The 14522-nt window shown below is 37.2% G+C and carries 15 protein-coding genes; 7 read left to right on the plus strand and 8 right to left on the minus strand.

Translation table 11 applies throughout. The features are described 5' to 3' along the window. Positions 1-17: 17 nt before the first annotated feature. A complete protein-coding gene (locus ASE74_RS24705) occupies positions 18-392 on the plus strand; it encodes a YtxH domain-containing protein (RefSeq protein ID WP_157255367.1) in 375 nt (124 codons plus the stop codon). A gap of 70 nt (positions 393-462) precedes the next feature. Here the strand turns inward: ASE74_RS24705 and bshB1 are convergent, their stop codons facing one another. Genes bshB1 through ASE74_RS07430 form a run of 3 tightly spaced genes read right to left on the minus strand, consistent with a single transcriptional unit; the run spans position 463 to position 2318 of the window. Beyond that, complete coding sequence (gene bshB1 / locus ASE74_RS07420) at positions 463-1179, minus strand: bacillithiol biosynthesis deacetylase BshB1 (protein WP_055906656.1); 717 nt, start codon at positions 1177-1179, stop codon at positions 463-465. A 7-nt stretch (positions 1180-1186) separates the two neighbouring features. Then, entirely contained in the window at positions 1187-1699 is a 513-nt protein-coding gene (locus ASE74_RS07425) for a glutathione peroxidase (RefSeq protein WP_055906419.1), read from the minus strand. Positions 1700-1703: 4 nt separating this feature from the next. Continuing rightward, on the minus strand, positions 1704-2318 hold the full coding sequence (locus tag ASE74_RS07430) for a DUF4294 domain-containing protein (RefSeq protein ID WP_055906423.1): 615 nt from the start codon (positions 2316-2318) through the stop codon (positions 1704-1706). A gap of 109 nt (positions 2319-2427) precedes the next feature. Between ASE74_RS07430 and ASE74_RS07435 the strand changes: the two genes are divergently transcribed. The 4 genes from ASE74_RS07435 (at position 2428) to ASE74_RS07450 (ending at position 8212) form a co-directional block, all read left to right on the plus strand. After that, complete coding sequence (locus ASE74_RS07435) at positions 2428-4635, plus strand: bifunctional (p)ppGpp synthetase/guanosine-3',5'-bis(diphosphate) 3'-pyrophosphohydrolase (RefSeq protein ID WP_055906427.1); 2208 nt, start codon at positions 2428-2430, stop codon at positions 4633-4635. Between the two features lie 153 nt (positions 4636-4788). Continuing rightward, positions 4789-5292 (plus strand): Fur family transcriptional regulator, encoded by a 504-nt coding sequence (locus tag ASE74_RS07440; protein WP_055906430.1) that lies wholly within the window; start codon positions 4789-4791, stop codon positions 5290-5292. Between the two features lie 31 nt (positions 5293-5323). Next, positions 5324-6604 carry an adenylosuccinate synthase gene (locus tag ASE74_RS07445; RefSeq protein ID WP_055906433.1) on the plus strand — a complete coding sequence of 427 codons (1281 nt, stop codon included), beginning with the start codon at positions 5324-5326 and terminating at the stop codon, positions 6602-6604. Positions 6605-6955: 351 nt separating this feature from the next. Then, a complete protein-coding gene (locus tag ASE74_RS07450; protein ID WP_055906435.1) occupies positions 6956-8212 on the plus strand; it encodes an anthranilate synthase component I family protein in 1257 nt (418 codons plus the stop codon). 243 nt (positions 8213-8455) lie between these two features. On the opposite strand, the gene ASE74_RS07455 is transcribed toward ASE74_RS07450, so the two are convergent. The 4 genes from ASE74_RS07455 to ASE74_RS07470 form a co-directional block, all read right to left on the minus strand. Beyond that, complete coding sequence (locus tag ASE74_RS07455) at positions 8456-9262, minus strand: M48 family metallopeptidase (protein WP_055906438.1); 807 nt, start codon at positions 9260-9262, stop codon at positions 8456-8458. 95 nt (positions 9263-9357) lie between these two features. After that, entirely contained in the window at positions 9358-10005 is a 648-nt protein-coding gene (plsY, locus tag ASE74_RS07460) for a glycerol-3-phosphate 1-O-acyltransferase PlsY (RefSeq protein WP_055906441.1), read from the minus strand. A 49-nt stretch (positions 10006-10054) separates the two neighbouring features. After that, the gene (nadC, locus tag ASE74_RS07465; RefSeq protein WP_369800138.1) at positions 10055-10900 is read right to left on the minus strand and encodes a carboxylating nicotinate-nucleotide diphosphorylase; all 846 of its coding nucleotides are present in this window, start codon (positions 10898-10900) and stop codon (positions 10055-10057) included. 161 nt (positions 10901-11061) lie between these two features. Further along, the gene (locus ASE74_RS07470) at positions 11062-11460 is read right to left on the minus strand and encodes a DUF4783 domain-containing protein (RefSeq protein WP_055906447.1); all 399 of its coding nucleotides are present in this window, start codon (positions 11458-11460) and stop codon (positions 11062-11064) included. Between the two features lie 173 nt (positions 11461-11633). Here ASE74_RS07470 and gpmI point away from each other — a divergent pair, with 173 nt between their 5' ends. Both gpmI and ASE74_RS07480 read left to right on the plus strand, forming a co-directional pair. Further along, positions 11634-13157 carry a 2,3-bisphosphoglycerate-independent phosphoglycerate mutase gene (gene gpmI / locus ASE74_RS07475; protein WP_055906449.1) on the plus strand — a complete coding sequence of 508 codons (1524 nt, stop codon included), beginning with the start codon at positions 11634-11636 and terminating at the stop codon, positions 13155-13157. Continuing rightward, on the plus strand, positions 13157-13687 hold the full coding sequence (locus ASE74_RS07480; RefSeq protein ID WP_055906452.1) for a hypothetical protein: 531 nt from the start codon (positions 13157-13159) through the stop codon (positions 13685-13687). The genes gpmI and ASE74_RS07480 overlap by 1 nt, the downstream gene beginning before the upstream one ends. A gap of 51 nt (positions 13688-13738) precedes the next feature. Here ASE74_RS07480 and ASE74_RS07485 read toward each other — a convergent pair whose 3' ends face one another. Beyond that, positions 13739-14359 (minus strand): tetratricopeptide repeat protein, encoded by a 621-nt coding sequence (locus ASE74_RS07485; protein WP_055906454.1) that lies wholly within the window; start codon positions 14357-14359, stop codon positions 13739-13741. Between the last annotated feature and the right edge of the window lie 163 nt (positions 14360-14522).

The raw sequence follows: 14522 nt of genomic DNA on the forward strand, positions 1-14522 counted from the left end.
AATTTAAATTTAATTGTATGAGCACAGAAAATCAATTACCTGAAGAAGAACAAAGTTTCTTTGATAAGGCCAAGAGTAAATTAAGCGACTTAAAAGATAAAGCTGAGGATGCCTGGGACGATGCAAAAGATAAAGCTGAAGATGTTTGGGAAGATGTAAAGGACAAAGCCGAAGATTTAAAAGATAAGGCTGAAGATAAATATGATGAACTGAAAACGAAAGGCGCATTTGCTGCCGGAGAAGCCAAAGGTGAAGCAGAAACAACAGGCGAAACTTTGAAAGACAAGGCTAGTGATTTGGCCGAAAAAGCTGCTGATAAAACCGATGACCTAAAAACACAAGCTGCCTTTAAAGCTGGTGAGATAAAGGGAAATTTTGAGGCAAACAAATAATAGTTATTTATAACAAAAGCGCATGCCTGATAATGCAGGCATGCGCTTTCAATTTGTTAAAAAATTGTTTTTATTTTAAATCAAACAGATTATCAACCCCTAGCAATTTCCTTGAAGTAAAACCTTCGCCGAAAGTTGCACCAATGCTTTTGCCAAATTCTCTCGATCGGCCGATTACAGTTTCAAAAAATTCTGGTGAAGAAATATAGGTTTGTAAACCTTCAACATCAGGATTATAAAACTGCGTTTTAAAAGCCTTTATCGATTCAATTTTTTTATCCATATGATCAGATATATCAACAATAATATCAGGCTTTAAGTACCGATCCTGGATGTATTGCAACAATAACCTTGGGCGGTGTGCTTCCTGACTGATACCATCTATAGCAGTTTCTATTTTTGGTAAACCGGATAAAAAAACTGAATCATATACCAAATCGCCAGCTCTTCCATGATCGGGGTGGCGATCTTCGAGCGCATTGCTCAATATAATTTCGGGCTGGTATTTTCGGATTGCCTTAATTACTTCCAGGCGGTGAAATTCATCATTTTGAAAAAACCCATCCCTTAACCTCAAATTTTCGCGGGCATGTAAACCCAAAATTTTTGCAGAGTCGGCAGCTTCTTCATCTCTGGTTTCTGCTGTACCACGTGTACCCAGCTCGCCACGGGTTAAATCTACAATTCCAACTTTTTTACCAAGCGCAATGTGTTTCAAAATAGTACCTGAACAGCAAAGCTCAGCATCATCTGGATGCACGGCTATAACTAAAATATCTAATTTCATGATGTAATTATTGGGCATTTTGATTCAGCAATTGCTGAATTTTCTTTTTAATTTTCGAACTCAATGGTTTGGTAAACGGTAGAAAATAATCTTCCAGTTCACCATTTTTGTTCACAATATATTTATGAAAGTTCCAGCGGGGTTTGGAACTTAATTTTGAGTTTTGTTTTTTATCGCTCAAAAACTGGTAAAGCGGATGGGCATGTTCGCCACGCACCATAATTTTATCAAACACGGGGAATTTTACGCCATGGTTAATTTCGCAAAAAGAAGCTATGTCAGTCCCGTTTAAAGGTTCCTGTTTACCAAAATCGTTGGTAGGAAAACCTAAAATTTCAAAATCAGGGTTATTAACCTCATCTTTAAGCTGTTGCAATTCTTTTAATTGTGGTGTAAAACCACATTCTGAAGCTGTATTTACAATTAAAACAACTTTATTTCGGTAGGCAGATAACGGCTGTTCTTCGCCATTAATTTTCTTTACCTTAAATGAATAAATATTCGGAATGCGTTCCTGCATTATGTTATTGATAAAATCCCGAGGTACGGATAATGGATTCTATATCCTTATCCTCGTTCGGATCGTAAGTGCTTTTTAAATTATGGCCCACTACACGCGCAACAATCTGGTATGAAAATGCAGCAAAACCACCTTTGGTCTGCTTCACAATTTCATAAGTTGTTCTGCCCACTTCACGGTCGATCAGTTTCGTTAAAATCTGACCTTGGGTAATCGTTAAATCTTTTATTTCGCGGTTAAACATGTCTTTAATTTCCTTATCACATTGTTTAACCAACTGTTTTTGTTCCTTTTTTTCTGGTGTTTTTGCAATATCCTGCTCCAGTTGCTCATATCTCCGCTTTGCAAACAATGCATAAGGCATTACCTTTAATACATTGTACCGTAAACGGTTGTAAGCCGCTTGCTCTGCCGGCGATTTCCAGATTCGTGCAGCATAGATACTTACATCCTGCAACTGCATCCATGGAATCATTACACCATTATCATTTGTAGAGGCTACTCTTATTGTATCACTTTTCCCCATTTTAGGAAACATAGGGGCATTTGAATCCTGAGCCCGTAGCGAAAAGCTACAAATCATTACAATACAAAGAAAAAAGAGCCCTTTAAATTTCATAAATTTATACTTTTACAAAGTTAGGTGTTATTTCATATATTAGGTGTTTCACAAAACTAATATAAGTTTTATTCATAAATAAGACGCAATTTTTACGCAAAAAATACAAATGAAAACAGAGTTAGTGATTGATTTAGAGGCGGAAAAGCAAGAAATTCTAAAAAGATATAGGGCATTATTACGGGCAAGCAAATCTACTTTACAAAAGGGCGATAAAAAAGAAATCAGGAAAGCTTTTGATATGGCGCTGGAAAGCCATAAAGATATGCGCCGAAAATCTGGCGAACCTTATATTTATCACCCCATAGCAGTAGCGCAAATTGCGGCCGAAGAAATTGGGCTTGGAACAACCTCTATTGTTTGTGCGTTACTGCATGATGTTGTAGAAGATACCGATATAACTTTAGAAGATATTGAACGCGAATTCGGCAAAAAAACTGCTAAAATTATCGATGGATTAACCAAAATATCTGGGGTTTTCGATACCAACAGCTCTTTACAGGCCGAAAATTTCCGTAAAATGCTGCTTACCCTGGCCGATGATGTTCGTGTAATCCTGATCAAACTTGCCGATCGTTTGCACAATATGCGTACAATGGATTTTATGCCGCGCCACAAGCAACTTAAAATCGCATCAGAAACCATTTACTTATACGCTCCATTAGCCCATAGATTGGGTTTATATGCCATAAAATCAGAGTTGGAAGATCTTTCAATGAAATATCTTGACCCTGACACCTATAAATTTATCGCAAAGAAATTAAACGAGAAAAAAGCCGAGCGTGCGCTTTTTATTAAAAAATTCGTGGAGCCTATTGATGAAATCGTTCATGAACAGGGTTTAGTGGCCGACGTATATGGCAGGCCGAAATCAATACACTCCATCTGGAATAAAATGAAAAAGAAAAATATTCCTTTTGAAGAGGTTTATGATCTTTTTGCCATCCGGATTATTTTGGATTCTGCCCCCGAAAATGAGAAAGCCGATTGTTGGAAAGCCTACTCTATCGTTACCGATTTATACCGCCCTAATCCCGATCGATTACGCGATTGGGTATCTTCGCCAAAAGGAAATGGCTATGAAAGTTTGCACACCACAGTGATGGGGCCTCGCGGCCAATGGGTTGAGGTACAGATTCGTACACAACGCATGAATGAGATTGCAGAAAAAGGTTTTGCTGCGCACTGGAAGTATAAGGAATCGAGCAATGATAACGGTTTGGATCAATGGATTCAGAAAGTGCGCGAAATGCTGAGTAACCCCGAAGCCAATGCTTTGGATTTTCTTGATGATTTTAAAATGAACCTTTTCTCTGATGAGATTTTCATTTTTACCCCAAAAGGCGCATTAATCCAATTGCCATTAGGTGCTACCGCCCTTGATTTTGCTTTCGAAATTCATACAGATGTGGGTGCAACCTGTATTGGTGCTAAAGTAAACCACAAACTTGTTCCAATTTCGTATAAACTGCAAAATGGCGATCAGGTAGAGATTATCACTTCAAGCAAACAAACGCCTAAAGAAGATTGGCTTAATGTAGTGGTTACGGCGAAAGCCAAATCAAAAATTAAATCATCTTTAAAAGAAGAAAAGCGGAAAATTGCCGAAAATGGCAAGGAAATTCTGGAAAGAAAGCTTAAATCGTTAAAAATCACTTACAATACCGATAATTTACAAAAACTCAGTTATTTCTTTAAACTCCCTTCTACGCAGGAGCTTTTTGTTAATGTAGCCCTTGGAAAAATCGAACTGAAAGATATCAAAGAATACCTTTCGAGCGAAAAAGAAGTTGAAAACCGCGGACCAGAACGCCCTGAAAATCTCTCAGTTGATGGCATAAAAAGTAAAATTAAAGGCGGAGAATCTGACATTTTACTGATCGGAGAAGATATGCAGCGCATTGATTATACTCTTGCAGCCTGTTGTAACCCAATTCCTGGAGATGATGTTTTTGGTTTTATTACCGTGAGCGAAGGCATTAAAATACACCGTACCAATTGCCCTAACGCTGCCCAGCTGATGGCAAATTATGGTTATCGCGTGGTGAAAGCCAAATGGAACAAACAACAGGAACTCACTTTCTTAACCGGCTTACGCATTGTAGGCATTGATGATGTAGGTTTGATTAATAACATTACCAGGGTTATTTCTACCGACTTTAAAGTAAACATGCGGTCGATTACAGTAGATACCAATGAAGGCATTTTTGATGGTTCGATTATGATTTTTGTAAACGATACCGAGCACCTGGAAAACCTGATTAAAAATTTATTGAAAGTAAGAGGTGTTACCGGGGTAACGAGGTTTGATGCTTAGTTAGTTTGAAATTAGATGCCGGATGTTATTTGCAATTTAAACTTCTAACTTCCGGCCACGGCCCACTAACTAATTACAAATCTGTGTAATCATTTCATCGGTGTAATCATTTTTCAAAACAATTTACCTACCTTTGAATGGAGTTTAAAAACTATGTCTGAACAAAAAACAAATGAGCTCGTTCGCAAGATTTTTGAGGCTTATTTAGAAAACAAAAATCTACGTAAAACACCAGAGCGTTTCGCTATATTGGAAGAAATATATTCTAGAAACGACCACTTTGACGTAGAAACCCTTTATATCCATATGAAAAACCAAAAGTACCGCGTAAGTCGTGCTACGGTTTACAATACATTGGAGTTATTGGTTTCGTGCGATTTGGTTACCAAACACCAGTTTGGTAAAAACATGGCGCAATTCGAAAAATCTTATGGTTACCGCCAGCACGATCATGTAATCTGTATAGAATGTGGTAAAGTAGTAGAATTCTGCGATCCACGAATTCACCAGATCCAAACCATGGTTGGAGATCTTTTAAAATTTGATGTAAAACACCATTCGTTAAACCTTTATGGTTTCTGCTCTGATTGCAGTATGGCCAGAAAAGTTAGCGAAAGTGCAGCATCAGCTGAAAAAATCGAAGAAATTAAATCATAATACAAATAAAACCAGCTTAATTTATTAAATAATGACGCAAGTAGATGTACTTCTCGGCCTGCAATGGGGCGACGAAGGAAAGGGAAAAATCGTTGATGTACTAAGTCCAAAATATGATCTTATTGCCCGTTTTCAGGGTGGCCCAAATGCCGGACATACTTTAGAGTTCGATGGCAAAAAATTCGTTTTAAATACAATCCCTTCAGGAATTTTTAACGAAAAAACCATGAATCTTATCGGTAATGGCGTAGTAATCGACCCAATTATCCTTAAAAGAGAGTTAGATAATTTAAAAAAAGCTGGTCATGACCCTGTTGCAGATGGCAAACTGGTAATTGCCCGTAAAGCACACTTAATTTTACCAACCCACCAGTTATTGGATGCTGCTAATGAAGCACGCATGGGTAAAAATAAGATTGGATCAACCTTAAAAGGTATTGGTCCAACTTATATGGATAAAACCGGCCGTAACGGTTTACGGGTTGGTGATACTACACTACCTGATTTCAAAGAGCGTTATGCTAAATTGGTAGAAAAACACACTGAAATCCTTTCTCATTATGAAGGTTTTGAATACGAACTGGCAGAAAAAGAAGCCTCATTCTTTGAAGCAATCGAATTCTTAAAAACGATTCCTCATGTAGATAGCGAACATTATGTGAATGGTTTCTTAAGAGAAGGAAAAGCAGTTTTAGCAGAAGGTGCGCAAGGAACATTATTGGATGTGGATTTCGGTTCATACCCTTTTGTAACTTCAAGCAACACTACCACTGCTGGTGCCTGTACTGGTTTAGGTATTGCACCAAATAAGGTGGGTGCCGTTTATGGTATCTTCAAAGCGTATTGCACACGTGTTGGCGGCGGACCTTTCCCTACCGAACTTGATAATGAAGTTGGCGAAAATTTAAGGGCTTTAGGTCACGAATTTGGTGCAACAACAGGCCGTGCCCGTCGTTGTGGCTGGATTGATCTTCCTGCATTAAAATATGCCATCATGCTAAACGGTGTAACCGAGTTAATTATGATGAAAGCTGATGTTCTGGATACTTTCGATACGATCTATGCTTGTACACACTATGAATATAATGGTGAAACGATCGATTATATGCCATACGATATTATTTCAATCGAACCAAAACCAGTGTTAAAAGCAATTGATGGTTGGGCTACTGATGTAACCAAAATTACATCTGTAGATGAAATTCCTGCTAAATTGAACGATTATATAGCTTTCCTAGAGAAAGAGTTAGAAGTGCCGATTAAATTCCTTTCAGTAGGACCAGATAGAGCACAAACGCTTGAATTACGTTAAAACATAAGATTCCGTCGTCTAGAAATAAATTCAGGTTGACGGTTCATAAAAGAAAAGGCAACCCACAACCGGGTTGCTTTTTTGTTTTTTAGTTAATTATTATAAAAAAATCGTCATTCTCGCGCAGGCGGGAATCTTAATGCAATAGACTCCAGGGCTCTCTATCTACCCGAAATTTCATCTCGACCAAAGCGGAGAGATCTATCTAAACAGATTTCTCGACTGCGTTGCACTCCGCTCGAAATGACGATCTATCTGAATGAAATTGGCATGAGAAAATCAATAAGCCGTTCCAAAAGATAAAAATTAATTTCTTACAATTATCAACGCTATTTTTACCTTTGCCGAAGCTTGAAAACCACACAAAACATATCTAATTTTAAACAAAAAGCATTGCATTGGGCCAACCAATTTGAAGTGTGTTGCATTTTAGATTCAAATGATTACAAAGACGCCTATTCTGCCTATGATTTTATTTTAGCTGCCGATGCACATCATGAACTTAAATATACATCAGGCAATGCCTTTCAGCAGTTGAAAAGCTTTTATGCTGAACATAAACAATGGGTTTTCGGTTTCTTTAGCTATGATTTAAAAAATGAGATTGAAGCAGTCCATTCTAATAATCCAGACCACTTAAATTTTCCTGATCTTTACTTTTTTGTGCCAAAACATTTAATTGCATTTAAAAACGGCAAAGCAGAGGTTTTGCTTGGAGATCAATCCATACTAACAGAAATAGAGACTTTTAACTTACCAGGAAAAAAACTCGCGAAGGCCATAACAATTGCACAAAGATTATCGAAAGATCAATATATTAATAAGGTAGAAGCTTTAAGAGATCATATTATTAGGGGCGATATTTACGAGGTTAATTTTTGTCAGGAATTTTTTGCTAAAAATGCAGAAATACACTCAGTTGAAACTTTTGAGGCACTAAATCAATTATCCCCCACCCCTTTTGCTGGCTATTTTAAAGTTTACGATAAATATATTCTATCCGCAACACCAGAGAGGTTTCTTTGCAAACGAGGATCAAAATTGACCTCTCAGCCCATTAAAGGTACCGCAAAAAGAAGCTTAGATCCAATTGAAGACGAGCATATAAAAATGCAGCTCAGGAACAGTATTAAAGAACAAGCAGAAAACGTTATGATTGTTGATTTGGTACGTCATGACCTTACGAAATCGGCTGTTAAGGGTTCTGTTATGGTGGATGAGTTATTTGGTATTTACAGCTTTCCGCAGGTACACCAGATGATTTCTACCGTCAGCTGTGAATTAGATCCCGGGGTTAATGCTATAGATGCCATTAAAAACGCATTTCCAATGGGCTCCATGACAGGCGCGCCTAAAGTTAAAGCCATGAAACTGATTGAAGAATATGAAGTAACCAAAAGAGGCATTTATTCAGGCTCATTCGGCTGCATCAGTCCGGATGGAGATTTCGATTTTAATGTTGTGATCAGAAGTATTTTATACAACGCAACTTGCAAATACCTATCTTTTCAGGTTGGTGGTGCAATTACATATCAAAGCGATGCCGTTTCAGAATATGAAGAATGTTTATTAAAAGCCAGTGCAATTTTGAAGGTTTTGGCTAGTTAGTTCATTTCAGGATTGGTTTATTAAGTAATTGATTATAATCTGATCGTAACGCCTGGCTCCAACTTAACGAATAGAAATCCGTCATCGTAATCCGATAGCTATCGGATTTATTTCAGGATCTTATAGCAAGGAAGATGCTGATCCCGAAGCTTAGGGACGTTTTGAAGATTACGAAAACAAAAAGGTGGAAAATTTCTGCATGACGCAAAAACCTTCCACCTTTATACCTTCTGGCTTCTAACCTTATTTCTTATAATATTGTTGTGCTTCAGGCAAATATTTTTGAATCTGTGCAATACGCGTGGCATCACTAGGGTGCGTACTTAAAAACTCCGCTGGTTTTTGCGCACCTGCAGAAGCAGCCGACATTCTATTCCAGAAAGCAGTAGCACTTTGAGGATTATATCCGGCCATAGCCATGAAAATCAAACCCAAACGATCTGCTTCCAACTCCTGATTACGGCTGAATTTTAGCATTGCAACCGGTGTACCAACGCCATAAAGCGTATTGAAAATAGACTGTGTTTTAGGGTTTTTAGATAATGCTACACCTGCTGCCGCACCAACTCCCTGTGCAACCATCTCTTGCGACATACGTTCTGCTGAGTGACCTGCTATGGCGTGAGCAATCTCGTGGCCCATTACGGTAGCTAAACCTGCATCATCCTGTGTTACAGGTAAAATACCAGTATAAACTACAATTTTTCCACCGGGCATACACCATGCGTTTTTCTCGTTATTTTGAACAACATTAACTTCCCATTGGTAATCTGCAATCAGGTTACCATAATTATTGCTGTTCATATAAGATTTTACAGCTGTAATTAACCTGCTTCCAATGGTTTTCACTTTTAAAGCCTGTGCATTTGAGGCTGGTAAAACAGTTGATTTATTTTCTGTTAAAAACGTACTGTAAGCCTGAAAGGCCATCGGCAAAACCTGATCGTTACTCACTAAATCAAACCGGCTGCGCCCTGTTAAAGGAACGGTAGAGCAGGAGTTAAATAATAAGATCCCAGCAACACTTGCTGTTAAAAATAACTTTTTCATAATACGATTTTAAATGATTAGTAAATACTGATAAGCAAAACCGATGATTAAACAGCAAGCCTATAAATATGTTTTAGTGAAATGTGTTTTGTTAATTAATTAGTTTTCTTCCTAAACAAATACACTTTAGATTCTTTGCCTTTCAGCAATCTTTCGAGGTTTTTTTGGTGGGTAACCAGGATAAGAACACAAACTACCATCCCGTATAATACTTCAGATTTAATGGAAACCTGAAACAAAAACACAACGCTGAGCGGAAAAGTAAATCCTGCACAGATGGAGCTTAATGAAACGTATTTAGTTAATAACAATACCACCACAAAAACCAGAACACAAAGCATAGATGCCTCGAAGTTAACTGCCAAAATCATTCCAAAAAGTGTAGCCACACCTTTTCCTCCCCTAAAACCTGCAAAAACAGGGAATAAATGCCCCATTACTGCGGTTACCCCTAAGGCGAGTTGATAATTAACAAAAACGACTGAGTTTTGCGGTCCGGTTACCGACATGCCGATAAAATAGGCCAGATTGGTTGCGGTATAACCTTTTGCTATATCGATGATCATTACAGCGATCCCGGCTTTTTTACCTAATACCCTAAAAGTATTGGTTGCACCGGCATTGCCACTTCCATATTCTCTTACATCAACCCCATAAAAGGCCTGACCAAGCCATACAGCTGTTGGTATAGATCCAAAAAGGTAGGCAATTAATAGTGCGCTGAGAGAATAAACCGTAACCATAGCCTACAATGATACAAAAAATAAGCTTTTAATTTTATAGCAATTCACTTTAGTATGCTTTTAAACTCATATCCAGGCTTTTTACAGAATGTGTAAGCGCCCCCATCGAAATATAATCAACACCACAAGCGGCATATTCTGCAACATTTTCTTCTGTAATTCCACCAGAAGCTTCTGTAATAAATTTACCATCGATTAATGAAACCGCAGCCTTTAAATTTTCAAAGCTAAAATTATCTAACATAATGCGATCTACACCACCAATAGCCAAAACCTGAGCCAGTTCTTCTAAATTTCTTACTTCTATTTCAATCTGAAGCACTTTATTCTCATTTGACAGATATTGATGAGCCGCATTTATCGCATTCGAAATTCCTCCGGCATAATCTACATGGTTATCCTTAATCAAAATCATATCGTACAAACCAATGCGGTGATTTACACCTCCACCAATTCTAACCGCCCATTTTTCCAAATAACGAAGTCCTGGGGTAGTTTTACGGGTATCCAAAATTTTAGTTTTAGTTGTTTTTAGCAATGAAACAATCCGATGCGTTTTTGTTGCAATGCCACTCATGCGCTGCATACAGTTTAAAACTAAACGTTCGGCAATTAAAATAGCATGGGTACTGCCCTCAACTGTTAATGCAATATCACCTACTTTTACCTCCGCCCCATCATGCAATAAAACATCAACTTTCAAATTGGCATCTACTTCCTTAAAAATCTCAATCGCCAGTTCGATTCCGGCTAAAATACCATCCTCTTTGATGATCAGTTTTGCTTTTCCCTGTGTTCCTGAAGGAATGGTTGAAAGTGAAGTATGATCGCCATCACCAACATCTTCGGTAAGGGCATTTTTTATGAACTGATGTATAAGCTTAATATCCAAAATGTAGATTTTATGCCGCAAAAATAAGAAATATTTATTAGCAGACAATTTACTGAAGCTTTAAAGTGAGCTGTTAACTTCAGAAGTTTATATAATTGTCTCTACAACTTGGGGAGTCGGCAAAAAGCAAAGCGATGGTAAAATATATAATGGCTTTGGGACAATTAATCTTTTGCCGGTTCTATCCGTAATTCAGTAATTGAAAAACTGGTATTGAATTTTTTCATTGTGATGGAAATCCTGAAAGTTTCCTTTGCGGTACTCAGGATGATTACACCAAAGCGGTAGTTTGGATTGGTGTTAATTTTATGAAAAATACTTGTTTTAACTGGGGGGTGTTTGATAAAAAAATCTCTCAAAATTTGTTCACCCTGTGCTTTTGAGTATACATCTTCTTCATCAATAATGATAAGTTCGATAGTTGAGGCAAAATTTTTGGCTATTTCTTTTGAGTTTGCAGACTTAAAATACGAGGATAAATCATCAATTATATCAGCCTGGATAACTGTTGGACCATATAATGAAGATAAACTGATAATGAATAAAAATAAGCTCCGGATCATTTCTGTATTTTATACAGAACCCTCTAGCTAAAATTATGCCATTAGCACATCAAAAAAAGGATTTCTTAATTTGTATAAGCTTCAATAAAGCTATATTTGCGATATTAACAAAACACTAAAACATGTTATACATGAAAATGTTTTAATGTGGATCAATAAATTTTTCTATAAAGATGGTAAACGATAAAAAACTCGCGCTAATAATTCTAGATGGTTGGGGCTACGGAAAACAAGATAATTCCGATGCCGCCTATGCTGCAAATACTCCTTTTTTCGATTCGTTATTAAAAAACTATCCAAACTCTAAGCTCGAAGCATCTGGTGAAGCAGTGGGTTTACCAGCCGGGCAAATGGGTAATTCTGAAGTTGGGCATATGAATTTAGGTGCTGGCCGGGTAGTTTACCAGGAGCTTGGAAGAATAAACAAATCAATTACCGACAGAGAATTGCATACCAACCCTATTTTGTTAAACGCATTCGATTATGCAAAACAAAATAATAAAGCTGTTCATTTTATAGGCCTGGTTTCCAATGGTGGCGTACATGCCCACATTGAACATTTAAAAGCTTTGTGCGATGCCGCTAATGAAGCGCAAGTACCAAACACTTTTATACACGCATTTTTAGATGGCCGCGATACTGATCCAAATTCTGGATTGGGTTTTATAACCGACCTCGAAAACCACATTCAGCATACCAATGCTAAATTAGCAACTATGGTTGGCCGTTATTACGCTATGGACCGCGATAACCGCTGGGAACGCGTTAAACAGGCTTATGATGTGATGGTTAATGGAGTTGGTGAGAAAACTCAGGATGCTTTGGCAGCGATCAAAAAATCGTATGCAGAGGGCGTAACCGACGAATTTTTAAAACCAATAGTTTTAACGCAAGCTGATGGTGCTCCGGTAGCCACTATTCAAAACGATGATGTGGTGATCTGTTTCAATTTCCGTACTGATAGAGGCCGTGAAATAACAACAGCCTTAACTCAAAAGGATTTTCCAGAGCAACAAATGCACAAATTACCGTTGTATTATGTTACAATGACTACTTACGACGAAAGTTTTGAAAGGGTTAATGTAATTTTCACTAAAGATGATTTAACCCAAACGATTGGCGAAGTATTGGCCAATAACAACAAAAACCAGATCCGCATTGCAGAAACGGAAAAATACCCTCACGTAACTTTCTTTTTCTCAGGAGGAAGGGAAGCTGAATTTAAAAATGAGAAGCGACTTTTAATTCCTTCCCCAAAAGTGGCTACTTACGATCTTCAGCCGGAGATGAGCGCAGCAGGAATTACGGAAGCCATTACCAGAGAAATGGAAACTGGTTGGGCTGATTTTATCTGCTTAAATTTTGCCAATCCTGATATGGTTGGACATACAGGTGTTTTTGAAGCCGTAATAAAAGCAGTAGAAACCGCTGATAAATGTGCAGAAATTGTGGTAAACACAGGTTTAGCTCATGGTTATTCATTTATTCTTTTAGCCGATCATGGTAATTCGGAGTTTATGGTTAACGGAGATGGATCTGCAAATACTGCACACACCACCAATCTTGTTCCATGTATTTTAATCGATAAAGATTATAAAACCATTGCTGATGGAAAGCTAGGCGACATTGCCCCTACTGTTTTAAAAATATTAGGTGTTGCCATTCCAGAAGAAATGACAGGAAATGTTTTAGTATAATGGTTAAGAAACTGTATTTTCTGGTATTTGCTTTGGCCTTGTTTTCCTGCAATCAGCGGAAAGAAGCCGAAGCAAATACTGATTTATTGTATTTTGATGTTAAAGGATATTTCGAAAAGGAAATTAACCGCCTTCAAAAGTTAAATCCTGAGGTAAACAAAACGGTTAGCATAAATGGCGCGGCAGAAAATAAAATAGCCAAAATAGCCAACTGGACAAAAGAGCTGGCCATATTTGTTAATGCCGACATTAATAAAACCTCGTGGAAAGGAAGTTTTAAAATAAAAGAACAAAACGGAGTAGATAGTTATATTTCCGATAATAAAAAAATCCCGATCAAAAAGGTTTCTATAACATGGAAAGGTGAGAAAGCCGATAAAATAGAGATCATCGTCGATAATAAAAATATCTTATACCGATCGCTGGATACTTTAACTTATTTCCCGGATAGTTTGTATTCGATCAAAAAGCAGCAGAAAATCAGGTTGTTAAATGAGAAAAAATATTCGATAGTTGGTAAATTAAAATAAAAAAAGGGGACTCGAAAATATTCAAGTCCCCTTTTCTTTTTAAATATTATTCTATTTTAAACTCGCAATTTGCGCTTTATCATATGTTACCCAGTCAATAATATCTTTTCTTAGCGGTTGCAACGTTAATACCTTTTGAAAATCGACTATAGAGTTATTAAATAAAGCTACGCAAGCAGCCTTTTCGTCCTTTTTCTTTGCCTTAAAAGATTTAAAAATTGCGTAATCTTTGTAGGCTAATCCACGGTTTTGAAACATCTGGGCATCTTCATCACCATTTATTTCGATGGCTTTGGTAAAATCTTTAAGTGAAGCCAGGTAAAAATTTTCGCGCATGGTATTTAATGATTCTTTAGGATCATTGGCTATTTTCAACCTTGCTATCCCCCGGTAATAGTAGGCAGTAACTTCGGTAGGCTTTATGGTTAATAAGCGGCTATAAGTTGCAATGCATTTCTCATACTCATGGTTCTGAAAATAAGAATAACCAAGCATTTTTAATACGTTGGCATTATCAGGTGTTTTGGTATCGGCTTTTTCTAATTGAGCGGCGGCAGTTTTATAATCACCTTTCATCATGGCCTGCATACTTCTTTCGTAACTGCTTTGGGCAAAACTACTGGTTGATGAAAAAATAATTAATCCTAAAATAGCCTTTTTAAAATAGTTCATGTATGAGTAATAAGTTTAACAAATCAAACGCCTAACGTAATTTTATAGGAGAAATTTTTTGCAATATAATCCTATTCTGATAATTTAAAAGTTTTTAATTATCTTTCATTTAAAACCAACTGTCCTAAACATTAGCTTAAACGCTAAAATATGCTTTATATGA

It is taken from the genome of Pedobacter sp. Leaf216, assembly GCF_001421515.1.
Taxonomy (GTDB): Bacteria; Bacteroidota; Bacteroidia; order Sphingobacteriales; family Sphingobacteriaceae; genus Pedobacter.

What these genes read in the sequence shown, in the direction of transcription:
- ASE74_RS24705 (WP_157255367.1), top strand. Translation starts at nt 18, where the DNA reads ATGAGCACAGAAAATCAATTACCTGAAGAAGAACAAAGTTTCTTTGAT.
- bshB1 (WP_055906656.1), bottom strand. Translation starts at nt 1,179, where the DNA reads ATGAAATTAGATATTTTAGTTATAGCCGTGCATCCAGATGATGCTGAG.
- ASE74_RS07425 (WP_055906419.1), bottom strand. Translation starts at nt 1,699, where the DNA reads ATGCAGGAACGCATTCCGAATATTTATTCATTTAAGGTAAAGAAAATT.
- ASE74_RS07430 (WP_055906423.1), bottom strand. Translation starts at nt 2,318, where the DNA reads ATGAAATTTAAAGGGCTCTTTTTTCTTTGTATTGTAATGATTTGTAGC.
- ASE74_RS07435 (WP_055906427.1), top strand. Translation starts at nt 2,428, where the DNA reads ATGAAAACAGAGTTAGTGATTGATTTAGAGGCGGAAAAGCAAGAAATT.
- ASE74_RS07440 (WP_055906430.1), top strand. Translation starts at nt 4,789, where the DNA reads ATGTCTGAACAAAAAACAAATGAGCTCGTTCGCAAGATTTTTGAGGCT.
- ASE74_RS07445 (WP_055906433.1), top strand. Translation starts at nt 5,324, where the DNA reads ATGACGCAAGTAGATGTACTTCTCGGCCTGCAATGGGGCGACGAAGGA.
- ASE74_RS07455 (WP_055906438.1), bottom strand. Translation starts at nt 9,262, where the DNA reads ATGAAAAAGTTATTTTTAACAGCAAGTGTTGCTGGGATCTTATTATTT.
- plsY (WP_055906441.1), bottom strand. Translation starts at nt 10,005, where the DNA reads ATGGTTACGGTTTATTCTCTCAGCGCACTATTAATTGCCTACCTTTTT.
- ASE74_RS07470 (WP_055906447.1), bottom strand. Translation starts at nt 11,460, where the DNA reads ATGATCCGGAGCTTATTTTTATTCATTATCAGTTTATCTTCATTATAT.
- gpmI (WP_055906449.1), top strand. Translation starts at nt 11,634, where the DNA reads ATGGTAAACGATAAAAAACTCGCGCTAATAATTCTAGATGGTTGGGGC.
- ASE74_RS07480 (WP_055906452.1), top strand. Translation starts at nt 13,157, where the DNA reads ATGGTTAAGAAACTGTATTTTCTGGTATTTGCTTTGGCCTTGTTTTCC.
- ASE74_RS07485 (WP_055906454.1), bottom strand. Translation starts at nt 14,359, where the DNA reads ATGAACTATTTTAAAAAGGCTATTTTAGGATTAATTATTTTTTCATCA.